This is a genomic window from Mesorhizobium sp. P160187, assembly GCF_057766425.1.
Genome location: NZ_JBYMDX010000003.1, coordinates 2,043,403 through 2,066,084, shown reverse-complemented (window position 1 = coordinate 2,066,084; position 22,682 = coordinate 2,043,403). Strand labels below are relative to the sequence as shown.

Here is a 22,682-nt window from a genome sequence, read left to right as displayed (position 1 = left end):
GCTACTATCGAAGGATCACTGCTTGCAGGGAATGGTGTAGTCGTCCTGGAACCACTGCATGGAAGCTTTTTTGACCGTGCCGTCGTTGATCATCTTGCACAGGGCCACGTCGATCTTCGCCTTGAGATCGGTGTTGCCTTTGCGCATCCCGACGCCCATGCCTCGGCCGAGGACTTCCGGGTCATCCGTGGAAATTATCTTGACGTCGACTTTCGCGAAGTTCGCGCCGTCCGGCGTTGCCAGGAAGTCGACCCAGGTCGGTGAATCTCCGAAAGCTACGTCGATGCGACCGCTAGCGAGATCGGCCGTCAACTGGGTGACGGCGTCGTACGTTTTCAGATCGACGCCCGTCATCCGCTTCTCTATGAACCTGGCATAAGTAGTGCCTGTGGGGACACCGACACTCTTGCCGACGATCGCCTTCTTGATTTCGTCAAGGCTTTTCAGGCCGGCCAGCGGCGAATCCTTTGCAACGACGAAGTAAAGAGGTGTAGTTGCGTAAGGGATCGAATAGTCGATCTTTTTTTCTCGCTCGGCCGTAATGCCAAGACCTGAGATGATAACGTCAAATCGGTCGCTGTCCATTGAGGGCACAAGCGAACTGAACGTCTGGACGACGAACTTACACTGGACCTTCATTTCGGCGCAGATCCCATTGGCGATGTCAGCGTCGAAGCCGGTGACGTTGCCGCTTGGGTCGGCCATGCTGAATTTTGGCGCGTCGCCTTCGGTGCCGATTCGCAAAACACCTTCCTCGGCCGAGGCCATGTTCGCCGCCCCGGCAACGAGCAGGCCGGATGCGAATGCGGACTTGATTAGCTTGCTGATTTTCATCTCAGTTCCCCTTGTTTGGTTCTTGATTGTCCAGTGCCTGCCTTCAGGCATTGGCCGGCATCACGCTCGAAAGAAACCGCTTTACCGCTTCGCTCGCGGGGTTTCGAAACAGTTCTTCCGGCGTATCATCCTGCTCGAGGCGGCCCCTTTGCAGGAATAACATTCGGTTCGACAGCTCCCTTGCGAACCGCATTTCGTGCGTCACGAGGAGGATTGTCGCACCTTCCTCTGCGAGTTTGCGTATGATCTTCAAGACCTCTCCGACCAGTTCCGGATCGAGTGCGGAGGTCGGTTCATCGCACAGCATCAATTTCGGGCGCATTGCCAGGACACGCGCGAAGGCGACACGTTGCTGCTGACCACCCGAAAGCTGCTGCGGATAGCGGTCGCGGAAGGTTTCCATGCCGACCTTCGACAACGCCCACAGCGCGATTTCTTCTGCCTCTTTCCGAGACTGCTTGAGCACGTAAACGAGCGCCTCGGTCACGTTGCCGAGAACAGTGCGATGCGGCCAGAGATTGAAGTTCTGGAATACCATTCCGACGTGGCGTCGAAGCCCTCTGACCGCGGCTGCGTTGACAATCTTCGGCTCTCCGCGCGCGTCGGTGGTTACCGAGATGGCCTCTCCCATGAATTCAATCTGCCCGGAAGTCGGCGTCTCCAAAAAGTTGGTGCAGCGAAGCGCGGTGCTTTTCCCGCACCCCGACGATCCGATCAGCGAGACGACCTCGCCCTGCCTTACGCTGAAGCTAACTCCGTCCAGCACCTTGGTGGAGCCGAACACCTTTGCGAGATCTTTGACCTTCAGGACTTCGGCCGGGCGTGAGATCTTGCGATGCAGCATGCTAACCGGCCACCGCGCCTTGCGCATCCATGTCTACGAGCACGCTATCTACAGCCGCCCTGGCAATGCCGACCATCTCATCGATCTCCGCCTCCGTCATGACCAGCGGGGGTGCAAACCCAAGAATGTCCCCATGCGGCATGGCGCGGGCAATGAGGCCCCGGTCGCGGGCTGCCTGCGAGATGCGTGCACCGACCTTCAGGCCCGGATCGAAGCTGGCTTTTGTTCCGCGGTCGGCGACGAACTCCAAGGCTGCCAGCATGCCTATGCCCCGAACCTCGCCGACAATAGGATTCTGTGCGAATTCCGCCTTCAACCGGGCAAGAAGATAAGCACCTTTCCTGGCGGACTGACCGGCCAGGTCCTCGCGTTCGACGATGTCGAGGACGGCGTTCGCCGCAGCAGCGCTGATGGGATGTCCGGAATAGGTATATCCGTGCGAGAAGGCGCCGACGCGCGGCGTTGCATCCTCCATGACCTCGTAGACTTTCTGTGACACAATAGACGCCGAAAGAGGCGCATAGCCCGATGTCAGGCCCTTGGCGACGGTTACCAGGTCGGGCTCTATGCCGTAGAGGTCCGACCCGAACATGGCGCCGGTGCGCCCGAAGCCGCAGATTACCTCGTCGGCGATCAACAGGACATCGTATTTGCGAAGCACAGCCTGGATCTTCGGCCAGTACCCGATCGGCGGCGGCGTGATGCCGCCGGTGCCCAACACCGGTTCGGCGATAAACGCGCCCACGGTATCCGGGCCTTCACTCAGGATGAGCGCCTCGAGTTCATCGGCGCGCCGCGCTGAAAAGTCCTCCTCGGTTTCTCCCGGATGCGCACCGCGATAGAAATGCGGGACGCCGGTACGGAGAATCCCAGAGACCGGCAGATCCATGTGGTCGTGATAGAAACTCATGCCTGTCATTGAGCCGGAAACCACGGAACATCCATGATATCCGCGCTCGCGCGCGATTATCTTCTTCTTACTCGTCTTGCCCCTCAGGTTGTTGTAGTACCAGACGATCTTCGCTTGGGTCTCGTTGGCGTCCGACCCTGACAGGCCATAGAAGACTTTTGACATCTTGCCCGGCGCCATCCGGACGAGCCGGTCCGAAAGACGCGCGAGTTCTTCCGTCGTGTGTGCAGCATAGGAATGATAATAGGCGAGTTTGTAGGCCTGTCGCGCGATAGCCTCTGCAACCTCGGTACGGCCATAACCGATGTTGACGCAGTAAAGGCCGGCAAAGCCATCGATATATTCCCGGCCGGTGGCGTCTTGAATCCTGACGCCCTTTCCCGTCTCGACGATCGTCGGATCAACGTTGCCGGATGCATAATCCTTCAAATAGGTGAAGGGATGAAGAACCGTCCTGCGGTCCATCTCCGCGATTTCAGCAATATTTACCATCTTCGTTCGCCCTTATGCGGCCAAGCCGCCGAAGCAGACATACTTAAGTTCCATAAATTCCTGCAGCCCGTGGCGCGATCCTTCCCGCCCGAGCCCCGACTGCTTCCACCCGCCGAAGGGGATGGGCGCACCGGTAAACGACGCCGTGTTGATCCCGACCATGCCGTATTCGAGCGCATCCGAAAGGCGCATCGCGCGCTTCAGATCCCGGGTATAGACATAGGCGGCCAGGCCCATCTCGCTGGCGTTGGCCGCGGTGCGCACGTCGTCCTCATCGACGAAGCGCAGGACGGGCGCGACCGGACCGAAAGTCTCTTCCGAGGTAATAAGCATGTCGTGGCGGACATCGACCAGAAGAGCGGGCGCGACGAAGTTTCCGGCCTCCGGGCCGGGAATCGAACCTATCAGCAATCGGGCACCTTTGCTGACTGCTTCTGCCATGTGGGCGCGGCACTTCTCGACGACGGTCGTCTTCGTCATCGGCCCGATGTCGACCCCATGCTGGAAGCCGGAGCCCATGCGCAGCGCTTCGATCCGAGTCTTCAGTCTTGTCACGAAGACATCGTGGATGCCTTCCTGGACATAGATCCGGTTGGCAGCAAGGCAGTCCTGGCCCGAGGTGGTGAATTTGGCGGCGACGCAGCCTTCCAACGCCTCGTCCAGGTCGGCATCGTCGAACACGATGAAGGGTGCGTGCCCGCCGAGCTCCATAGAAACCTTCTTGATCACTACCGCGGCCTTGGCGAGCAGAAGCCTGCCGACCTCGGTGGAACCCGTGAAGGAGAACGCACGCACCCGTTCATCGGCGAGCAGGCTGTCCGTCAGACGTGTCGGGTCGCCGGTTAGGACCTGGAAGACGCCCCGTGGCAGGCCTGCGCGATGCGCCAGCTCCGCCAAGGCGAGGGCCGAGAGCGGCGTTTCAACGGCGGGCTTGACGATGACGGGGCAGCCCGCCGCTAGGGCGGCGGCCGCCTTCCGGGCGATCATGGCGCTCGGAAAATTCCACGGCGTGACCGCGGCGCTGACGCCGATCGGCTGCATGGACACGAACAGGCGGCTCCCCGGCTTGTGCCCGGGTATCGTCTCGCCGTAGGCACGCTCGCCTTCGGCGGCAAACCATTCGATGAAGTCGACGCCATAAAGAATCTCGGCCTCGGCTTCGGCCAAAGGCTTGCCCTGCTCGGCCGTCAGGATGATGGAAAGGTCATGGCTATGGCGTCTGATCAGCTCCGCCCAAGACAAGAGTATTTTTCCGCGATCGCATGCGAGCCTGTCGCGCCAACCGCCAAAGGCGGTATCGGCGGCATCGATCGCCCGATTGACGAGCGCCGCGTCACAGTCTCCTACATGGGCTATGACATCGCCAGTCGCCGGATCGGTGACCGCGCTAACACTGCCATGCGCTTGCCATTTGCCGTCGACATAGGACCCTTCACGCAGCAACTCCGTATCGCTGAGACCAGCGAGGGCCTGCCGTGCCGTCATGATCGTGTTCAACATATCGGCCCCTTGCCGTTGTTATTTCAACGAAGCCTAATGGAGCAAGTCAGCAGATTTTGTGTTGAAACGATTGCATAGACGCAGGATTCCTGTCTTATTTTGACCAGATCAAAGAAATTATGCGGGAAGCCTTATGCGGCTTGATCGATTAGACGCGCGTCTGCTGAGCATCGTGCAGGCGCACAACCGCCACACGAGCGAAGAACTCGGTGAGATGGTCGGCCTTTCCGCCACCGCGGTGCAGAGGCGCCTCAAGCGCTTGCGAGACGAGGGGGTGATCGAGGCCGACATCTCCGTCGTGAAGCCGAAGGCCATCGGCCGGCCAATCGCCATGCTGGTTTCGGTCTCCTTGGAACGCGAACGGGTGGATATTGTAGACCGCTTCAAGCAGTCGATCCGCCAGACGCCGGAGGTGATGAACGGATACTATGTGACCGGGGATGCGGACTTCGTGCTCATCGTGACGGCGAAGAGCATGGAAGACTATGAGAGTTTTACCCGTAAGTTCTTTTATGAGAACCCCGATATTAAGGGGTTCAAGACAATGGTGATCATGGACCGCGTCAAGGTCGGCTTCTCAGTGCCGATCGACGCTGCTGATTTCTCATAATCTCTAATGAAGCGTTATTTTGCCTTGATAAGGATGGGCCGGATAGAGTCGAAATTTTGGAGTGGCCGCAAACCGCTGGCGCGACTTGAGGCCTCACTTACGAGCAGCTTGCATTATCGTTAGCCAACTGGGGAATATCCTTGGGGCGCGAAGCTGCCGTTGCATTGAGCATGACATGTCCGCTTTTGGGGAGTGGACGGGCACAGGAATGACGGCCACTAGGCGCACTCCTGACCGGCAGCCTTGGGGCGGACCGCAACAGTCCGCTGCTAGGGTACCCCAGCACGCAGGCGGACATGTGAGACTTCGGTGCGAAAGTCCTAGATTAGCCCAAAGCGGACACGCGTCCTTAGAGTGGAGATCGCTGCCCAATCTAGATCACCGGGACAGACGATATTGAGCGTTTCCCAAGGCCTCGCGCCAATATCCCTAGTCGAGTTCGATGATGCTGCAGCCATAGGCCGGGAGCGACAGCCTACCGCCGCGTACTTTGCCATCGCCGAGCAAATCCTTGCCCGCGGGGACATTGCCGATGCTTGCCGGCTCGCCCAGCGTGTTGAGGATGAACAGCAGGTGGCGGTCCTTGCTCTCGCGGATGGTCGCTTCGACGCCGGCCGGCATGTCTGCGATGAGCGGCACGATACCGGCGGGCGCCAGCACTTGATCGGCCAGCACCTCGACCAGAGCGTCGCTGAGGTACGTGCCGAGGTAGATCACCTTGCCCTTGCCGACTTTGCGCGAAGTTATCGCGGCCTGGCCCTCGGCGAAGCGGCTGGCCCAGCTGCCGATAACCTCCGTGCCGGGCGCGACGTTAAGCAGCTCATAAAGATGCGCCGCCGTCACCTGCGCATTCCCGATCTTGAGCTCGTATTGGCGGCTCGCCGACGTCGCTGGCAGCTTCTTGCGCACCGTATTGGCGCCGAAGCGGCCGCCATGCTCGAACAGGCCCTCGCCGCCGATCGGCGTCAGCAACCCGAACTCCTCGACCGTGATCCCGGCCAGCGCCGAGAGCGTCTTGCCCGGCGAGGTGTCGCGGATGACGTGGTTGTTAACGTCGCGTGATCCGGTGCGGCCGCCCAGGATTACCGTTCCACCCGCCTTGGCGAAGGCCTCGATCCGCACCGTCCACGCATCGGTCCATTTCAGCCAATGCGGCACGTAGAGCGCCTTGAGCTTGCTGAGATCATCCTCGGGATGGATGAAGCCGCAGGCGAAGTTGTGGCGGTAGCAATAGCGGTGCAGCAGCGTCGCATCGTCCTGCGGGCTCGGCATGCCGATGGGGCAGGAGCGGTGCATCTCTTGATTGTCGAAATCTGATCCGGCGATGCCCAAATCCATGCGCACATGCGTGCCGAGGATCTTGTCCTTGAGCGCCGTGACCTCGCCCGCAAACTGCTTGGCCTCGTCATAGCGCCGCCGCGGGATGTCGTCGTGATCGATGATGCCCATCCAATAGATCTCGGCGCCGAAATGCGCCGGCCGCCAGCGGAAGAACATCACGCCATCGGCGCCGCGCGCTACTGACGTATAGGCCATGCGGCGCATCTCGCCGGGTTCGGGCGTCAGCGTCGAGAAGTTCGGCTGCGCACCGAAACCCGATTGCTGCTCAGGCACGATGAAGTTGCCGGTGAAGCCGCGGCAGATGTCGAGACGCAGCGCCTGTACCTCGCCGACGCTGCCGACCCGCTGCATCTCGTCATCGAGATGCGGGTAGATGTCGAAGCCGAGAAAATCGAGATCGGTCGAGAACTCGCCGCGGAAGTCGATGTCGTCGATCCGCCCCAGATTGTGGAAGACGAACCAGTCTGGATTGGTCTCGCGCAGGATCAGCACCTGATCGTGCTGGAACCGCGCCGTGACGAAGGCGAGGAAGCGGTGATAGTCGACCACATGGGTCGGCCCGACCGGGGCAGGCGCGTAGTCGAGGGGCAGCACCACTTGATCGAAATCGTCGTAGGCGGTGGCCCAGAAATGCCCGCCCCACGCATCGTTGAGCGCGGCGATGGTCTCGTACTTGTCCTTGAGGAAGGCCTGGAACTCGGCCAGCGTCACCTGACCGTAGGACAGCGATCCAGAGGTATTGAGCTCATTGTCCGTCTGCCAGCCGATGATGTGCGAATTGCCGCGATAATGCTGGGCCATCGCTTTGGTGATGCGCTTCGAATGCTCGCGGAACACTCCGCTCGCAAGATTGCTGTGCTGGCGCGAGCCATGGCTCATGGCGCGGCCATTGGCATCGACGCGCAACACTTCGGGATAACGCGCCGTCAGCCAGCGCGGCGGCGTCGCCGTCGGCGTGCACATGATGGTCTTGATGCCAGCCTTGCCCAGCACATCTATGGCGCGGTCGAACAAAACGAAGTCGAACGTCCCCTCACGCGGCTCGATAATATGCCAGGCGAATTCCGCAAGTCGCACCGCGTTGAAGCCCGCGGCTGCCATGCGGTCGGCGTCGCGCTGCCAATAGCTCTCATCGACATGCTCCGGGTAATGCGGGGTACCGACGAGGAAAGTGTCGGTCGCGATCGGCCGCCAGACAGAGAGCGGCGCGGATTTCGAGGCAGTCGTCATAGTCGGAAAACTCCAGGCGATAGTCTACTTGATGGCGCCGGCGGTGAGGCCGCCCTGCCAGAACCGCTGCAGCAGCAGGAATACCACGATGACCGGGATGATGCTGACCAGAGCGCCGGTGATGATGATCGAGAACAGCACCTGTCCTCCGCCACCGCCCTGCTGCGCGAGCTGATACCAGGTCGCAAGGCCCACCGTGATCGGCTGATATTCCGGCGTGCGCAGCACGATGAGCGGCAGGAAGTAATTGTTCCAGGTCCCGACGAATGAGAGCAGCGCCACGGTCACCATGCCCGGTGCCACCAGCCGCAGCACGATGGCGCGGAAGATCACGAACTCGCCGGCGCCATCGAGACGCGCTGCGTCGAGCAGTTCGTCGTCGACGCCCTGCTCGATATAGACGCGCATCAGATAGACGCCGATCGGCGAGATCATCGAGGGCAGGATCACGCCCAGCGGGTTGTCGCTGAGTCCCGAAAGCGCCAGCAGCAGGAAGGTCGGCACGACGAGGGCCGTCTGCGGGATCATCACAGCGCCCAAGACCAGCGCAAACAGCAGATTGCGGCCGACGAATTTGAATTTGGCTAACGCATAGCCTGCCGCGGTAGCCAAGATCGCGGCACCGAGCCCGGCGACGCTCGAATAGAGCAGGCTGTTGAACATCCAGCGCATGAAGACGCCGTTGTCGCGCGCCAGAAGATCGCTCAGATTCCGCCAGAGGTTGAACTCCGTGCCGAAGCCGAAGCCGAACGTGGTGAACAGGTCGCCATTCGTCTTCGTTGCCGACAGGACCAGATAGGCCAGCGGCATGAAGCTGTAGAGGAGAAACAGTGACAGCAGCAGCGTGAGCATGATTTGCGAGCGCCGCCTTTCGCCGGGCCGGCGCTTGGCAGCCTCGAAAGTGGCGATGTCGGTGGTCGCAGTCATCATTGCTCCGACCGACGGCGGTTGGCGATCAGGGTGAAGATGTAGGAGGCACCGGCGATCACGATGCCAAGCACGAACGAAACGGCGGCCGCATAGCCATACTGCTGGTTCTTAGTCGCCAGAGAATAGGCATAGAGGTTCGGCGTGTAGCTCGAATTGATGGTGTTACTGGCGAGCGCGCGCATCAAATACGGCTCATTGAACAGCTGCAGTGTGCCGTTGATCGAAAAGATGATGGTGAGCAGGATCGCCGGCCACAGCAGCGGCAGCTGGATCAGCCGGGCAAATTGCCAGGGCGAGGCGCCGTCCATCCGCGCGGCCTCGGCGAGGTCCGACGGGATCGCCTTCAGCGCGGCGTAGTAGATCACCATATTGTAGCCGACATATTCCCACGTCACGATATTGGCCAATGAGAAGATCATCGCGCCCGGCGATAGGAAGTCCGGCGGCGGCAGGTTGAACGCCTTGGCAATCTGCGTGAACGGGCCGAAGGTGGGGCCGTAGAGATAACCCCAGATGATCGTCGCGATCACGCTCGGCACAGCATAGGGTAGGAAGAAGCCGAGCCGGAAGACGCCCTTGGCATAGACCTGGCCACGATCGAGCACGATGGCGAACAACAACGCCAGGACCAGCATGATCGGCACCTGCACGATGCCGAACGAAACGAGGTTCCACACGCCGCCCCAGAATTTGGCGTCGTCCGCGACCTTGATGTAGCTGGCTGCACCCGCGAACTGCCGTCCGCCCACCAGCGTGTCGCGGTAGAGGCTCATGTAGAACGCATAGACCAGCGGCGCGACGATGAAGGCGATAAACAGCAGCATGAAGGGCGCCAGGAACAGATAGGGCGCCAGCTTTCGTGACGGAAAACCGCCCGATCGCGCTGGGCGCGTCGCTGCGGCTGGCGAGTTCGACAATGCCCTGGTCCCCATCCTGCAAGATAAAGAGATCGGGCGCGCCGATCAAGGCGCGCCCGGCCGGTGCCCGGGAGGAGTTAGGCCACGGTGAAGCCTTGGTCCTTCGCGTAGGTGACCACGGCATCCTGGACACGGTCGAACGCATCCGACAGCGTGCCGTTGCCGCTGATCGAAGCGCCGAATTCATCGGACATCGACTGGTAGAGGAAGCCCTGGAACGGGCTCCACTCAAACGGCGCCACGGCACTCGCTGATTTGGCAAACACTTTGTTCACCTCCTGGCCGCCAAAGAATTCCGGCTTGGCGCTCGCCCATTCCGGGCTCGACAGCAGCGCGTTCGTGCAGGGGAAGAAGTTTTGCTTGGTGGTGTAGAGCTTTGTGGCTTCGGGATTCGTATTCAGCCAGATCGCGACTTCGGCGGCCTCGGGCAGATGCTGGGTCGCTTTCATCACGGCCAGCGCTGAGCCACCCCAAGCGCCAGTCACGAACTTGCTCGCGTCCCACTGCGGCAGATCGGCGGCACGCCACTTGCCCACGCTGGTCTTGGCGACCGAGGTCAGGAACAGCGGACCCCAGCCCGCAGCGAGCCAGGTGGCATAGCGACCCGAGTCTAGGCCGCTGTACCACTCATTGTTGAAGCCCGGCTTGGTCTCGATAACACCCGCGGTGATAAGGTCCTGCCAATAGGCGGCGAAGTCCTTAGCAATCTTGTCGTTGATCCTGATCACGAGCTTGTCGCCATCGCGGCTGACCGGCTTCCACCCCATCGGCCACAACAGACCCAAGACCCAGTCGGCGTTGGCTCCGAACGGCGCGTCGGTCATGAACACATTCGGATCGGCCGCATGGATCTTCTTGCCCGCATCGGCAAACTCAGCCCAGGTGGTGGGCGGCGTGATCCCATGCTTGTCGAAGATGTCCTTGCGATAGAGCATCGCCATCGGACCGTAATCCTGCGGCGTGGCGTTGACCACATCGCCCATGGCGACCTGCGCCCATAGGCCTTCGGGGAACTCGCCCCGATGGGCATTGGCGTACTGGCCGATGTCTGCGAGGGCGTCGACCTGGCGGAAGCTCTCAAGGTGCTGGTATTCGATCTGGGCGACGTCCGGCAGGCCGCTGCCCGCCTGCAGGCCCGCGCGGAGCGCGTTATACAACGGGTCCCCCTGGCCGGGATTCACGAGTTCGATCTGGATGCCCGGATGCGCGGCGTTGAACATGTTTACCTCAAGCTGGAGATTCGGCACCCACGACCACACAAGCACCTTGACGGGCTCGGCACCGCTAACTGCCGCAGGCAGACCCGCTACCGCAACGCTCGCACCTGCAACTTTCAAGAAGTCACGACGCTGCATCATCCGCCCAAGCGGATTGAAAATCTTCGTCATTGAAGTCCTCCCACGAAAGATACGCTCCCACACGACGCAGGACGCGGTTTTTCTTTCAGTCAGAAACTTAATGCCGACATACAGTCGCTGTCAATCGCGATCGATTGATCTTCAGTCGGCCATCACCAGGCTGTCAGCAGGGTTGAGCGTCGTCGAATTGAGCACAAGGCGCACCGCTCCAAGCACGATGTCGCGGTGCCCCAGCGCGCCTATCATGAGGCGCGGCGGGTCGTACACATTCCCCTTGAGGCGATGTCGCAGCACATCGAGCACCAGATCACCACCGCCGACGACCCGGCCCGCCAGTACGATGATTTCGGGGTTCATGAAGGCAGCAACACTGCCCACCGCCATCGTCGCATAGTCCAGCAACTCGGTGACAACCGGCGCGATTTTGTCCGCCTGCCGGTCGGTGACGGCGGCCAGGGTGAGCTTTCCCGCCGCATACTGGGTGTTGGCCTCTTCGAGCATCTTGGTCGCCTGTTCGGGGATGCCGAAAAAGCGCAGCGATTGCTTGTCGCCCAGATGTTCGAACGGCCGCCCGGTAAGGAGGGGGTCGTCGAGATACCAGCCGAGCTCGCCCGCCGCATGCGAATGCCCGCCATAAAGCTTGCCGTCGATCACGACGCCCGCGCCCGCGCCGGGCCCGATCGAAAGGCTCACGACGCTGTCGGCGCCACGCCCGGCCCCGAATCCCCATTCGCCCACGGCGGCGAGGTTGCGCCCGTTTTCGACGACGATAGGTATCTGAATATGCTCGCTGAGCCGCGCCCGCAACGGCATGTCGCGCCAGCCGAGCCCGAGCGTCAGCACCACTTCGCCCTCCGGCTGCCTGACGATCGAGGGCACGCCAATGCCGATGCCGCGAATAGTCTGGCCGCGCGGGCGGGGGGCCGCCATAAGCCGGCGGATCAGGCCGACCAGCTTTTCGAAATTGCGCTCGCCATCATCGTCGGCGGTCTCGTGCATTTCTGTCTGCACGACGCCTTCGAGATTGGCCACGGCGCCGTAGAACTCGCCCTTGCCGGCCTCGATGCCAATGATCGCATGCGCCGCACCGCGGAACTTGATGCGCGCCCGCGGCCGGCCCCGGACATTGGCCTCGTCAAACCCGTCATACGCAACCAAATCCTCGGCAATCAGATCCTCGATCACCCGCATCACCGTCGGCAGGCTGATGTTCAGCCGCTCGGCGAGGCTCGATGGCGAAATCACTCCTTGGGTGCGGATCAAATCCACCACGGCCGAACGATTGAGTCGGCGTAACAGGCTCGACGTCGTGGGCTGGCGCTTCATTCATGGACCAGTTGCAAAAGGCCGGCGGACCGGCAACGAGCGTCGGCATAGACCAGAACCGTGCCAGAGTCCGCCTTTTTCTGATGACGCCGAACGTCAGTTGTCGCTCGGCAGGGAAAGCTACCGCGGTAGCCCGTTCGATGATTACGGCGCTCCGTGGCGGGCGCCCAAGCCCTCTGAAGTCACTGCGCTACTTGTGCAAATAACTGACGCCGGTCGCTTCAATCGGTTACGAGTTCGTCCGCCCAACATCAATGACCGCTTTTGGCGGCGGGTTCAACCGATCGCTCCGCTAGGGTCTGATAGAGCAAGGTCTTTCTGGGGCGTTCGTTGAGTTGCCGCGCGATGGCGCTGAGCTTTGCCTGGCTGTGCAGGGACAGGTTGGTGCCACGTGGCAGATATTGGCGCAGCAGTCGGTTAGTGTTTTCATTCGAGCCGCGCTGCCAGGGTGATCGAGGATCGCAGAAGTAGACCTCGACGTCCGTGGCCAGTGTCAATCGCTGGTGCTCGGCAAGCTCTTTGCCTCGGTCCCAGCGCTGCCATGAAAGGCGCTGTCTTTGTCCCGTGCTTTATCGATGCGTTTTATCCAGGACGGCATTGCGACGCTCGAATTGCTGGAGCGCCTGAGTCTCGACGTGGACTATCTGAAGAGCAGACCTGCTGCGGTCAGCCGATGGCCAACAGCGGCGCGCACAAGGATGCGGCAGGGGCCGAGGCGGTCTTCGTCGCCAATTTTGCCGGCTACGATTATATCGTTGGACCTTCGGCGAGCTGCATCCACCATGTCCGCTCCCAGCCAGCGTTCTGGAATCGACAGATCAGGCTCTCGCTCGCCGGAAGATTGTCGGTCCCACACACGCGTGGTGGACACGAATCCGACGAGCCCGGCGACGTCTTTCATTGCCTGTACGAAATGCACCCCTCGAGGTGTTCGATGAGGCGGAAGACGTCCCCCTTCCCGTCCGACAGCGGATCGAACCAACGCATCGCGCCGAAATTTCATCGCTCGCGCGTGCTCTCCTTGACGTCGAGCGCGAATCCGGCGCGCTCGAGCACCGCGGCGCAGTGCACCTTGTCCTTCAGCTCTTCCAGCTCTGCTTTTTTCATCTTCGCCTGCGCCTCGTCGCGCTCCCTCCCTCGATTCCGCCCCGGATTTTTCAGTGCAGGAGCCGGATGCCGAAGAGCAGGGCGGGCAAGGGCGCGGCCGGCAAGCCGGCGTTTGTGCCGGGTGGCGCGAACGATGCCCATGTCGGTCATCAAGCCGCGCCCCGCCGCTTCGCCGGCATGGCGGTTGCCCGCGACCATGATTGTCAGTCCCAAAAAGCTGGCGCCTAGGGCGCGGTCGCTCTTGAGATAATCATCGCGCCGGCAACATGCCTGTTATCGCGTCGGCGACAAAGGCTGGATCTTCCCAATGCGGGTTGTGGCCGCAATCCTGCGCCCACACCAGACGCGATCCGACGAGTGCATCGGTCAGCGTGCGCTGGTGCGCCGCGCCGAAAAGCGGATCGCGCCCGCCGGCGATGATCAGCGTCGGGGCCTCCACCGCCCGCGCCGCGGCGGTCAGATCGGTGCGGCGGACTTCTTCGAGAATGGCGCGCCAGCGCGCAGCCGGGATCGCGGACGCGTCCTTCGCGAGGCCGGCGAGAAAAGCCCGCGGCACGCCCGGTCGACAGGCATGCCACCAGTCGTAGAACGGATCGGACGGCGAGATCGGGTCGCGCAAGGCTGCGACGCCGTCGATCAGCTGATGATCCGATCCGAAATCGGGCTTCAGCGTGCTGGCCAGGATCACCAGCCCACCGATCAGCTCCGGACGACGCGCGGCCAGCATGATCGACACCATGCCGCCCAGCGAATGGCCGACAACGATCGGCCGGCCGAGCCGCAGGCGTTGGATCAGCCCGGCCATATCCTCGGCAAAATCGGCGGCGCGATAACCCTCGCCCGCCTGCGAACCGCCGTGGCCACGCAGGTCCGGCATGATAAGCCGGCGCCCGGTAAGATGCGGCGCCAGCAGCAAAAAACTGCGGCTGGTGTCGGTGAAGCCATGAACCAAGAGCAACGGCGGCTCCGAACCGGCGATCTCGACATAGGTAAGCTCGAGACTGCCGACATCGACGATGCGCTTACGTCCGGCCCAAGACGTCTGTTCGGCTTCCTGATCCGTCAGCTCCAAAGCCGGCCTCACAGTCCGAGCTTTTCCTTGACCGCGGCAAGCCCGGGTTTGCCATCGAAGGTGGCGACGCCGGCAAGCCAGGCATCGAGCCGATCCTTGTGCAGGGCGATCGACTTCAGAGCCCCGTCCTCCGGCTTCATGCCGTCGTTAATGAGGTAGCCCATGCCGACATTTTCCATGTCGATGTCGAAGGCGAGGTTTTTCAGGAACTGCGCCACATTCGGGCATTCCTGCAGAAAACCCTTGCGAACCTGCGTGGTCACGGTGGCGGCGCCGAAATTCGGACCGAAGAACTCGTCACCGCCAGTCAGGTACTTGAAGTCGTACATCGTGTTCATCGGGTGCGGCGCCCAGCCCTGGAAGACGATGAACTGCTTCTCCTTGATCTCGTAGCCGACCTCCGAGAGCATGCCGGCCTCGCTCGATTCGACCACCTGCCAGCCGTCGAGGCTGAAATTGGGATCGGCAATGGCGTCCATCATCAGCTGATTGGATCCGGGCTCGATGCCGTACATCTTCTTGCCGAACTTGTCGGCGAATTTGTGCAGGTCCGACAGGTCCTTGACGCCGGCGTCCCAGACATAGGTCGGCACGGCAAAGGTGTATTTGGCGCCGACCAGATTGACGCGCACATTCTCGATGGAGCCGTCCTTCTTGTAGGGCTCGTAATAGGTGACCATGGCCGGATCCCAGTAGCCGAGGAACAGGTCGAGGTCTTTGTTCTTCATCCCCTCGTAGATGACGTTGATGCCGAGCACCTCGCTCTGCGGCTCGTAGCCGAGCGCCTGAAGCAATACCTCGGCCACGCCGGTGGTGAAGGCGAGATCGTTCCAGCCGGGCTCGGCCATGCGGACCGTTTTGCAGCTTTCGACCTCGGCGGCCCGAGCCGCCTGGGAAGCCAGCGTCAGGGCCGCGACACAGACGCCATTCGCAAGCATGCGCAACATTCCGGTTCTCCTCTTTCCGACTTTGACCTATTGGTCACTTTATTGTCCTGCTGGTCAATTGTTGATCTGAACGGACGAAGATGTCAACATGGATTCGCAATGGATGGGTCGACCCAGTGAAGCTCACGCGTCTCAGCGACATTCGCCGGAAGGAATTGCGCCAGGCGGCGTTCGCCGTTCTGGAGCGCGAAGGCATCGCCGGTGCGACGCTTGAAAAGGTCGCGGCCCAGGCCGGCGCCTCCAAGGGCATCGTGCTGCATTATTTCCGCAACAAGCAGGAGTTGTTCGAGCACGCCATGCGCGAGGCGAACGCCGTGCTCTGCCACGCCGTGGTCGCCCGGCTGCAGCGGGCGCGCACGCCGATGGAACGGCTGGACGCGGTGATCGAGGGCAATTTCGAGGAGCATCTGTTCCTGCCGCCGCTCTGCCATGCCTGGCTGTCGCTCTGCGCCGAAGTGCCCCGCGACGAGCAGCTGGCGCGCATCCAGAAGGTCATCCATGCGCGCATGCGCTCGAACCTCTTGTCCGGCCTGCGCGGCCTCGCTTCGCCGGAACTGGCCGACGAAATCGTTGTCGGCATCACCGCTTTGATCGACGGGCTATGGCTCAGGCTCGGTCTGCAGCCGGGCAGCGTCACGCGCGAGCAGGCTGTGCGCCAGGTCAAGGATTTCGTCGCGGGGCGGCTTTGCCCCGCGCCAGCCTAGGCCCGTCGGCCTTGCCTCGGTCGGATAAAGTTCATAGCCGGCGAGGTCGTACCCTTGACCGCCCAATTGCGGGAGCATGGCGATGCGACTCCAAGGTAAGCGGGCGCTGGTCACCCGTGGGTCCGACGGCACGCGGTTGCAGTCTTTTCCTGGATGACGAACCGATCGTGGTGGACGGAGATATCGTCGTTAAGGAAATGCAGCAACGCCAATAGAGGAGACTGCCGGCACTCTCGGCGTGCACCAGCGTCGCTGAAACCAGCTCTTTCAACTGTGTCGAGACGCACTGGGAAACGAGTTGCGGACTGGCAAGAGCAATAGCGACAGCCTGTCGTGCAGCGCTGCGTTGCACACAGAGGCACTCCACGCAGCCAATCGACGGAATTAGACTCGAGCGGCTCCGTCGCCGCGCGTTAGAACCGAGTAGACCGTTCTTCCGGTTGAGGTGACTTCAAGCCCTGGCAAGAGCATTCCGGATTGACCGGAAGCCGTGCGGCGGTTTCCAGCGCGACGCGCGAGGCTGTCATGGAGAGGCTCGGCAACACGTCCTCCCGCAGCAATTTCTGGCGATTGCGGTCCATGTAGTCGTTGAATCCGGCGGTTACGAATGCCAGAGGTACGAAGCATGCACCGATCTCGCGCGACAACGTCGCCTCAGGGGCAATCGAATGGTTGAGCACATCCGCTCCCATGCTTCGAAACGCCAGCGCTTCGGCTGGGCTTGTCAGTCGCGGCCCATAGCAGTGGCCAGCGACCAATTGCTGTTCGATGCCATGAACACGGCATTCGGCTGGCCAATGACGGCGGGCGGTTTCGACCAGAACCGCCGCACATCTTGGACATACGATCTGCTTGCCCGAGCAGTCGAAGCTCTGGCGACCGGGAAGCAGCGAAAACGGGGTCTGCGTCAGTTCGATGATATCGGCGTTGACCACCATGTCACCGGGCTGGATCGCCTTGTTGACGGCGCCGATGGTCGAGCAGGACAGCACTTGCCTTACACCCGCGTTCATCAAGACCCAGAACGCGCGGCGATGGCAGGAATGGTCGACATGGTCGCGCGGATTGCCGTGCGAATACATGCACAAGGCACGTTTGGTCTTGCCTTCCGCGGTAATCGACGCATCGAACTCTAGAAGCTTCCAGTTGTCGGTGCGACCGAAAGGCGTTTCAAAACTCACGTCGCGCTGCAAGGTGCGCACACCCTCGAATTCGACATCTTCCGGGAAGGCAAGCCCCCAGTTTGCCGAGCCGGTGATAATGGCCAACGCTACCTGAGGTATGTCCGTTGATTGACCCGCCGGAGCATCGGCTGCGTGATGATTTGTAGGCATGTTTCCAGTCTCGGTCAGGATTTTTGGCGAAGGGTCACAATCAGGACTACGGCCACGACGATGACGGTCCATAATGTCGAGATCGCCGCAATGGTCGGATCGATCTGATCGCGCAGCGACAGGAACATGAGCTTCGGCAGCGTGCTGTTTTGACCGCTGGCGACGAAGATCGAGATGACGGACTCATCGAGCGACGTCAGGAAGGCCATCAACGTGGCCGACAACAGACTGATCTGAAGTTGCGGGACAATTATTCCGCCAATGGCTCTCGCCCAGTTTGCGCCGAGGCTGCGCGCCGCCTGAACCTGGTTCCAGTCAAAGCGGGCCAGGGCGGGCAACAACACAATGCAGGCGACAGGAATGGCCAGCACCACATGCCCGACAAGCACGCCGAATAGCGTTCCGACCAGACGTTGCGCCGCCAGCACAAAGAAGAGGCCGATCGCAAGCAGGATACCCGGCACGATGGACGGTGTGAGCAGAATACCCTGAATGGTTGTGGCAGCCTTTCCGCCGAGCCGATTTATCGAGATGCAGGCCAGCAGCCCCAGGGGCACTGCGACCATCGCGGTCAATGTGCCAAGGACCAAGCTCGTCCTGAGTGCGGCCATCCATGTCGCCGAGCCGAAGAAAGCCTCGTACCAGCGCAACGAGTATGCGCGCGGTGGGAACTCGAGAAGATTGGACGCCGAAAAGGAGAGCGGGACGACCACCAGCGTCGGCAGCATCAAAAACGCCATTACGAGTGCGCAAAAGCTCCACAGGAGGATGCGGGCCGGCCTGTTGTCTGGATAGGCTTCAAGCATGGGCTGTACCGACATTGTTGCGCGCCATTAGTCGTTGCGCCGCCAGGAACATGACGCCAATCAGCGCCATGAGAACGAGCAGCAGAATGCCCAGGACGCTCGCCGAGCCCCAATCCTGAAAGGTCGACAGCGTGCGCTCGATCCGGATGGAGAGAGGATTTACCTTGCCGCCGCCAAGCACCGCTGGCGTGATGAAGAAACCTATCGTGTAGATGAAGACGATGATCGAACCCGAGAAGATGCCGCCGGACGAAAGCGGCAGAATGACTGTGCGGATCGTTTGTCCGAGCGTGGCGCCCATGCTCGCCGACGCGCGAACGAGGTTTGCATCGATATCGCGCATCGCCGCATAAACGGGCAGCAGGAAGAGCGGCAGCATGTAGTGAACCATGCCGATCAGCGTTCCAGTGAAGTTGTAGACCAGCGGCAATGGCTCAGCTGTCAGGCCTGAGCCGGTCAAAGCCGCGTTGATCAAGCCATCGCGCCGCAACAGCACGAGCCAGCCATAGGTGCGCACCAGAATGGAAGTCCACAATGGCAGCATGACGAAGGCCATCAGCAAATTGGCCACCCTTGGCCTGGCGCTGGCCAGAGCGAGCGCCAAGGGGGTGCCGAGAAGAATGCAGAACGCCAGCGTCCCAAAGGACAGCTCAACGGTTGTGACGAGTGCCGACCATGTCAGTCCGCTCGAAAGCACCTTCTCGTAGTTGCCGACGGTATACTGACCTCCTGTGGTCAGGAAGGATTGCCGGATAATCCAGAGGATGGGCAGTATCGCTGCCAGTCCAACGATGAAGAGTGCCGGAAGCGACAGCGCAAGGAAGAACCGCCGCTCGCTTCGCGCATCTGCCGCGAGGGCAGGATCGACAGCGGCGGCGATCACGCTATCGCTCCCGGTATGGCGTGCACCTTCGCTGCTGGTGCATATACGGTCACCCGCTGACCGGCGGCGAGCTCGGCGCAGCCGCCGGCAAGCGCCGCCGGAATACAGGCAAGAACCTCTTGCCCACCGTCAAGCGCCAGCGTCAGAAGCCAGTTCTCGCCGCGAAACGCCTTGGCGCTCAGTATTCCTTCGAGCGCCACCCCGTCTCGCCCGACGAGTTCCGTATCAAGATGGAGGCTTTCCGCGCGGATCATCAGAGCTTCGCGTGACTCATCGGCGCCGTCCATTCTGCGCACCGCGCCCGGGGCCACAATGTTGGCCTCACCCATGAACTCCGCGACAAAGCGGGTCGATGGACGATCATAAATCCGCTGTGGCGTGTCGATCTGCTGAATACGGCCGGAATTCATCACCGCGACCCGGTCTGACATGATCAGTGCTTCGCGCTGGTCATGCGTCACATAAATCGTGGTGATCCCCAGATCATCGTGCAGACGCCGGATCTCGTACTGCATGGTTTCGCGCAAATTCTTGTCGAGCGCCGACAACGGCTCGTCCATCAGCATCACGCGCGGCTCGAAGACGATCGCCCGCGCCAGCGCCACCCGCTGGCGCTGGCCGCCGGACAATGCGGCAATGTTGCGCTCCGCCAAACCTTCGAGCTTCACGCGGTCCAAAGTGTCGAGTGCCCTCTGGCGGGCCTCGGCTTTCGGCGTCTTGCGCAGCACCAACGGATACTCGACATTTGCGAGAACGTTCATGTGGGGAAATAGGGCGTAGTTCTGGAACACTATGCCGATGTCCCGCTTGTTGGGGGCCAGGCGGGTAATGTCCCGATTGTCCAACAAAAGTTTACCGGAATCGGGCCGGACAAATCCGGCCAAAGCCATGAGCAGCGTGGTCTTGCCCGATCCGGACGGCCCCAAGAGCGTGAGGAATTCGCCAGCCTGAATGTCGAGCGAGACATCGTCCAGCGCGACGTAAGATCCATAGGTCTTGCGCACGCTGTCGATGGTGATCGGGAGCGACTTCATGATGGGCTCCAGCTTTAGAGCTAACGAATTCGAGACTTAGCGGTTCATCATTTCATCGAAGGCCTTTTGAGCGGCCTCGCCGTTCTTGAGCCACCAGTCGGCATTCGAAAACACCGATGTGCCTGCGTTTTCAGGCGCGGTCGCCAAGGTCTTCAGCCGGTCATTGGGGATAAGACCCCCCTCATAGCCGGCAGGATTGACCGGGCCGTAGGCGATGAAGTCGGTCAGCTTGGCCACGCGCGCGGGCTGCGTCATCGCCGCGATGAGCTTCATGGCTGCATCCTTGTTCGGCGCTCCCTTCGGCACCGCAAGGCAGTCCGTGCCGATGACGGAACCCTTGAACGTGTAATCAACCGTGCCGCCATCGGCTTTCACGGTCTGCGCCCGACCGTTCCAGGTAACGAGCAAGTCCGCCTCGCCGTCTTTCAGCAACTGTGCCGACTGCGCTCCCGAAGTCCACCACACCGAAACAGTCGGTTTGATCGCTTCGAGCCGCTTGATGGCGCGCGCCAGGCCTTCCGGTGTGCTGAGCACGGAATAGACGTCGGCCGGCGCCACGCCATCGGAGAGCAGCGCGATCTCGATCAAGTCTTGCGCGTTGGCGCGCAGGGCGCGACGGCCCGGGAATTTGGCAACATCCCAGAACTCCGCCCAGGTCTTTGGCGGATTCTCGCCATAGGTCTTGGTGTTCCACGACATGACAGTGCCATAGGAGTCGAACGGATAGCAGTAGTCCGACTTCGCGCCGGCCGGCACGGATTTTGAATCGATGATCGTGTAATCGAGCGGCTCCAGCAGCGACTGTGCGGCCGCCTGCGCGCCTTCGGGCGAGCCGAGATGGATGACGTCAGTCGAGACTGCGCCTGAGGTGACCTGCATCTTGAGAGCTGCCAGGCCGTCGCTTTGCGTCTCCTCGCGGACATCATAGCCGAGCTCTTTTGCGGCGGGGGCCCACATGGCCTCCTTTATGGCATTGCCATAATCGCCGCCTGCGGTGGTGATGGTGACTGTCTGGGCATAGGCGGGCAAAGCAACTGAGACGGCGATCGCTGCCAGGGAAATGCCTAGTAAACGGGACATGGTTTCTCCTCCTCCGGATTCATCAAAATGCCGACAAGATTGGCTTCTTTGTTAATCGTAACGTTACGATTGCCGAAGATTGTCCGCGAGTCAAGCTGGTGCCAGGCAGGTTCGTTTGCTTCGACGAACCTGGGTTTGACCCTCGGATCGAATCCGGTAACGTTGCGATGCCCAGCAAGATCAGCCGGCGCTTTCGCAAATGAAGTCGGGCGACATGGCCAATCTAAAACAGATCGCGGCGGAACTTTCCCTTTCGGTGACCACGGTGTCCCGCGCTCTGAAGGATGGGCCGGAAGTGCTGCCCTCCACCATAGCCCGCGTCAAGGAAGAGGCGAAGCGGGTCGGCTATGTCCCGAACCATCATGGTCGCGCGCTGAAAACCGGACGGACCCTGACGTTGACAGCAGTGCTGCCGATGGAGACACGCGACTACCTGTCCGATTTGGCGAAGCTGCCTTTGATCGAAGGCATGACGCTGGCGGCGCGGCAAGCGGGCTATAGTCTGTCGATCTATTCAACCACGCCCGACGACGATCCCCTCGAGAGTGTGCAGCGGCAGCTTCAGTCGCGCAGCACAGACGGACTGATCATCACGCGCCTGGTGTCGGGTGATCCGCGCGTCAAGCTATTACTGGATAGGCGCATGCCGTTCGTCGCGTTTGGAAGAACCGACCTGGATACCGCATATCCTTATGTCGATATCGACAATGAACACATTGCCTACGAGGCGACCCGACGGCTCATGGACAAGAGCTGCCGACGTATTGCGCTGCAGCTACTCGTTCCGGAGGATCAGGCGAGTGTCATGCGTCTTGCAGGCTATGGAAGGGCGATGGCCGAGGCCGGTATTGCGCTCGACCCATCGCTCATTGGTCACGGCACGTTCACGATGGAATCGAGCGCGGCCTGGTTCGATCGCCTGTTGGCGTCGTCAGATCCGCCGACGGGCTTGGCATGCGCCAACGAACTGGGCCTGCTGGGAGCGTTACACGCTCTCGGCAAGCGGGGTCTTGAGCCTGGGCGTGACGTCCACATCGTCACTCGTGACAACACGCGGCTGGCGCGTTTCCTACCGGCGAAGATCGGCGTTCATTTCGTGGACATTGCGGGTATCGGACGCAAACTTATCGAGGTTCTGGAGAGCCGGATCGCCAATCCGCTTGGGCCGGTCGCTACAGTCTTGGTGCAAGGTAGGTTCGAACCGGCCGAATAGTCCGGCCGTTTGCGGACTGGTCCGTTTTCGGGACGGCGAGACTGGAAGCGGCCACGCCTCCAGCGCATCGCGGACCGCTCTGGCCGACAGGAAAGGATCTTGTTCAGGGTGCACAAACGAAAACTTTGGTAGGAAACGCCCTCTCCAAGCACGAACCTTGGCGCCGACAAGACGTCGCGAGCTTTGGAGCGCCCAGATTTCGACAGACGG

General features: G+C 61.3%; 20 protein-coding genes and 2 pseudogenes. 4 read left to right on the top strand and 18 right to left on the bottom strand.

What is annotated here, in order from left to right:
- Positions 1-15: 15 nt before the first annotated feature.
- From AC3CCE_RS13460 to AC3CCE_RS13445, 4 genes are read right to left on the bottom strand one after another with little or no spacing between them, the layout of a single operon-like run.
- On the bottom strand, positions 16-834 hold the full coding sequence (locus tag AC3CCE_RS13460; RefSeq protein ID WP_352519004.1) for a transporter substrate-binding domain-containing protein: 819 nt from the start codon (positions 832-834) through the stop codon (positions 16-18).
- 43 nt (positions 835-877) lie between these two features.
- Positions 878-1,678: an amino acid ABC transporter ATP-binding protein gene (locus AC3CCE_RS13455; RefSeq protein ID WP_352519005.1), complete on the bottom strand. Its 801-nt coding sequence runs from the start codon at positions 1,676-1,678 to the stop codon at positions 878-880.
- Position 1,679: 1 nt separating this feature from the next.
- On the bottom strand, positions 1,680-3,080 hold the full coding sequence (locus AC3CCE_RS13450; protein WP_352519006.1) for an aspartate aminotransferase family protein: 1,401 nt from the start codon (positions 3,078-3,080) through the stop codon (positions 1,680-1,682).
- A gap of 12 nt (positions 3,081-3,092) precedes the next feature.
- On the bottom strand, positions 3,093-4,580 hold the full coding sequence (locus AC3CCE_RS13445; protein ID WP_352519007.1) for an NAD-dependent succinate-semialdehyde dehydrogenase: 1,488 nt from the start codon (positions 4,578-4,580) through the stop codon (positions 3,093-3,095).
- Between the two features lie 133 nt (positions 4,581-4,713).
- Between AC3CCE_RS13445 and AC3CCE_RS13440 the strand changes: the two genes are divergently transcribed.
- Complete coding sequence (locus AC3CCE_RS13440) at positions 4,714-5,190, top strand: Lrp/AsnC family transcriptional regulator (protein WP_352519008.1); 477 nt, start codon at positions 4,714-4,716, stop codon at positions 5,188-5,190.
- Between the two features lie 429 nt (positions 5,191-5,619).
- On the opposite strand, the gene AC3CCE_RS13435 is transcribed toward AC3CCE_RS13440, so the two are convergent.
- The 6 genes and pseudogenes from AC3CCE_RS13435 to AC3CCE_RS13410 form a co-directional block, all read right to left on the bottom strand.
- Entirely contained in the window at positions 5,620-7,761 is a 2,142-nt protein-coding gene (locus AC3CCE_RS13435; protein ID WP_352519009.1) for a beta-galactosidase, read from the bottom strand.
- Between the two features lie 24 nt (positions 7,762-7,785).
- Complete coding sequence (locus tag AC3CCE_RS13430; RefSeq protein WP_352519010.1) at positions 7,786-8,688, bottom strand: carbohydrate ABC transporter permease; 903 nt, start codon at positions 8,686-8,688, stop codon at positions 7,786-7,788.
- The gene (locus tag AC3CCE_RS13425) at positions 8,688-9,608 is read right to left on the bottom strand and encodes a carbohydrate ABC transporter permease (RefSeq protein WP_352519011.1); all 921 of its coding nucleotides are present in this window, start codon (positions 9,606-9,608) and stop codon (positions 8,688-8,690) included. Before AC3CCE_RS13425 ends, AC3CCE_RS13430 begins: the two co-directional genes overlap by 1 nt.
- Positions 9,609-9,685: 77 nt before the next feature.
- On the bottom strand, positions 9,686-10,996 hold the full coding sequence (locus AC3CCE_RS13420; protein ID WP_352519012.1) for an ABC transporter substrate-binding protein: 1,311 nt from the start codon (positions 10,994-10,996) through the stop codon (positions 9,686-9,688).
- 111 nt (positions 10,997-11,107) lie between these two features.
- Positions 11,108-12,292 carry an ROK family protein gene (locus AC3CCE_RS13415; RefSeq protein ID WP_488377147.1) on the bottom strand — a complete coding sequence of 395 codons (1,185 nt, stop codon included), beginning with the start codon at positions 12,290-12,292 and terminating at the stop codon, positions 11,108-11,110.
- A gap of 251 nt (positions 12,293-12,543) precedes the next feature.
- Positions 12,544-12,825 (bottom strand): annotated as a pseudogene (locus AC3CCE_RS13410) (IS30 family transposase); the annotation flags it as partial.
- A gap of 8 nt (positions 12,826-12,833) precedes the next feature.
- Here AC3CCE_RS13410 and AC3CCE_RS13405 point away from each other — a divergent pair.
- Positions 12,834-13,067 (top strand): annotated as a pseudogene (locus tag AC3CCE_RS13405) (heterodisulfide reductase-related iron-sulfur binding cluster); the annotation flags it as partial.
- Between the two features lie 224 nt (positions 13,068-13,291).
- On the opposite strand, the gene AC3CCE_RS13400 reads toward AC3CCE_RS13405, so the two are convergent.
- The 3 genes from AC3CCE_RS13400 to choX are packed head-to-tail and all read right to left on the bottom strand — an operon-like array spanning position 13,292 to position 15,418.
- Positions 13,292-13,597: a hypothetical protein gene (locus AC3CCE_RS13400; protein WP_352519110.1), complete on the bottom strand. Its 306-nt coding sequence runs from the start codon at positions 13,595-13,597 to the stop codon at positions 13,292-13,294.
- Positions 13,598-13,649: 52 nt separating this feature from the next.
- Positions 13,650-14,483 (bottom strand): alpha/beta fold hydrolase, encoded by an 834-nt coding sequence (locus AC3CCE_RS13395; RefSeq protein WP_352519013.1) that lies wholly within the window; start codon positions 14,481-14,483, stop codon positions 13,650-13,652.
- Entirely contained in the window at positions 14,480-15,418 is a 939-nt protein-coding gene (choX, locus tag AC3CCE_RS13390) for a choline ABC transporter substrate-binding protein (RefSeq protein WP_352519014.1), read from the bottom strand. Before choX ends, AC3CCE_RS13395 begins: the two co-directional genes overlap by 4 nt.
- A gap of 116 nt (positions 15,419-15,534) precedes the next feature.
- On the opposite strand from choX, the gene betI reads away from it, so the two are divergent.
- Positions 15,535-16,122 (top strand): choline-binding transcriptional repressor BetI, encoded by a 588-nt coding sequence (gene betI / locus AC3CCE_RS13385; RefSeq protein WP_023823660.1) that lies wholly within the window; start codon positions 15,535-15,537, stop codon positions 16,120-16,122.
- 413 nt (positions 16,123-16,535) lie between these two features.
- Here the strand turns inward: betI and AC3CCE_RS13380 are convergent, their stop codons facing one another.
- The 5 genes from AC3CCE_RS13380 to AC3CCE_RS13360 are packed head-to-tail and all read right to left on the bottom strand — an operon-like array spanning position 16,536 to position 21,259.
- A complete protein-coding gene (locus AC3CCE_RS13380) occupies positions 16,536-17,528 on the bottom strand; it encodes a phosphorylase family protein (protein ID WP_352519015.1) in 993 nt (330 codons plus the stop codon).
- Complete coding sequence (locus AC3CCE_RS13375; protein WP_352519016.1) at positions 17,471-18,262, bottom strand: ABC transporter permease; 792 nt, start codon at positions 18,260-18,262, stop codon at positions 17,471-17,473. Before AC3CCE_RS13375 ends, AC3CCE_RS13380 begins: the two co-directional genes overlap by 58 nt.
- On the bottom strand, positions 18,255-19,142 hold the full coding sequence (locus AC3CCE_RS13370; RefSeq protein WP_352519106.1) for an ABC transporter permease: 888 nt from the start codon (positions 19,140-19,142) through the stop codon (positions 18,255-18,257). The genes AC3CCE_RS13375 and AC3CCE_RS13370 overlap by 8 nt, the downstream gene beginning before the upstream one ends.
- Positions 19,142-20,179 carry an ABC transporter ATP-binding protein gene (locus AC3CCE_RS13365; RefSeq protein ID WP_352519017.1) on the bottom strand — a complete coding sequence of 346 codons (1,038 nt, stop codon included), beginning with the start codon at positions 20,177-20,179 and terminating at the stop codon, positions 19,142-19,144. Before AC3CCE_RS13365 ends, AC3CCE_RS13370 begins: the two co-directional genes overlap by 1 nt.
- Before the next feature lie 36 nt (positions 20,180-20,215).
- Positions 20,216-21,259 carry an ABC transporter substrate-binding protein gene (locus tag AC3CCE_RS13360; protein WP_352519018.1) on the bottom strand — a complete coding sequence of 348 codons (1,044 nt, stop codon included), beginning with the start codon at positions 21,257-21,259 and terminating at the stop codon, positions 20,216-20,218.
- A gap of 199 nt (positions 21,260-21,458) precedes the next feature.
- Between AC3CCE_RS13360 and AC3CCE_RS13355 the strand changes: the two genes are divergently transcribed.
- Complete coding sequence (locus AC3CCE_RS13355; protein ID WP_352519019.1) at positions 21,459-22,472, top strand: LacI family DNA-binding transcriptional regulator; 1,014 nt, start codon at positions 21,459-21,461, stop codon at positions 22,470-22,472.
- Positions 22,473-22,682 lie beyond the last annotated feature (210 nt).

Bases quoted from the DNA above. Each gene is read 5' to 3' on its own strand.
- AC3CCE_RS13460 (WP_352519004.1), bottom strand. From the start codon at position 834: ATGAAAATCAGCAAGCTAATCAAGTCCGCATTCGCATCCGGCCTGCTC.
- AC3CCE_RS13455 (WP_352519005.1), bottom strand. From the start codon at position 1,678: ATGCTGCATCGCAAGATCTCACGCCCGGCCGAAGTCCTGAAGGTCAAA.
- AC3CCE_RS13450 (WP_352519006.1), bottom strand. From the start codon at position 3,080: ATGGTAAATATTGCTGAAATCGCGGAGATGGACCGCAGGACGGTTCTT.
- AC3CCE_RS13445 (WP_352519007.1), bottom strand. From the start codon at position 4,580: ATGTTGAACACGATCATGACGGCACGGCAGGCCCTCGCTGGTCTCAGC.
- AC3CCE_RS13440 (WP_352519008.1), top strand. From the start codon at position 4,714: ATGCGGCTTGATCGATTAGACGCGCGTCTGCTGAGCATCGTGCAGGCG.
- AC3CCE_RS13435 (WP_352519009.1), bottom strand. From the start codon at position 7,761: ATGACGACTGCCTCGAAATCCGCGCCGCTCTCTGTCTGGCGGCCGATC.
- AC3CCE_RS13430 (WP_352519010.1), bottom strand. From the start codon at position 8,688: ATGACTGCGACCACCGACATCGCCACTTTCGAGGCTGCCAAGCGCCGG.
- AC3CCE_RS13420 (WP_352519012.1), bottom strand. From the start codon at position 10,996: ATGACGAAGATTTTCAATCCGCTTGGGCGGATGATGCAGCGTCGTGAC.
- AC3CCE_RS13415 (WP_488377147.1), bottom strand. From the start codon at position 12,292: ATGAAGCGCCAGCCCACGACGTCGAGCCTGTTACGCCGACTCAATCGT.
- AC3CCE_RS13400 (WP_352519110.1), bottom strand. From the start codon at position 13,597: ATGGTCGCGGGCAACCGCCATGCCGGCGAAGCGGCGGGGCGCGGCTTG.
- choX (WP_352519014.1), bottom strand. From the start codon at position 15,418: ATGTTGCGCATGCTTGCGAATGGCGTCTGTGTCGCGGCCCTGACGCTG.
- AC3CCE_RS13380 (WP_352519015.1), bottom strand. From the start codon at position 17,528: ATGGACCGTCATCGTCGTGGCCGTAGTCCTGATTGTGACCCTTCGCCA.
- AC3CCE_RS13375 (WP_352519016.1), bottom strand. From the start codon at position 18,262: ATGCTTGAAGCCTATCCAGACAACAGGCCGGCCCGCATCCTCCTGTGG.
- AC3CCE_RS13365 (WP_352519017.1), bottom strand. From the start codon at position 20,179: ATGAAGTCGCTCCCGATCACCATCGACAGCGTGCGCAAGACCTATGGA.
- AC3CCE_RS13360 (WP_352519018.1), bottom strand. From the start codon at position 21,259: ATGTCCCGTTTACTAGGCATTTCCCTGGCAGCGATCGCCGTCTCAGTT.
- AC3CCE_RS13355 (WP_352519019.1), top strand. From the start codon at position 21,459: ATGAAGTCGGGCGACATGGCCAATCTAAAACAGATCGCGGCGGAACTT.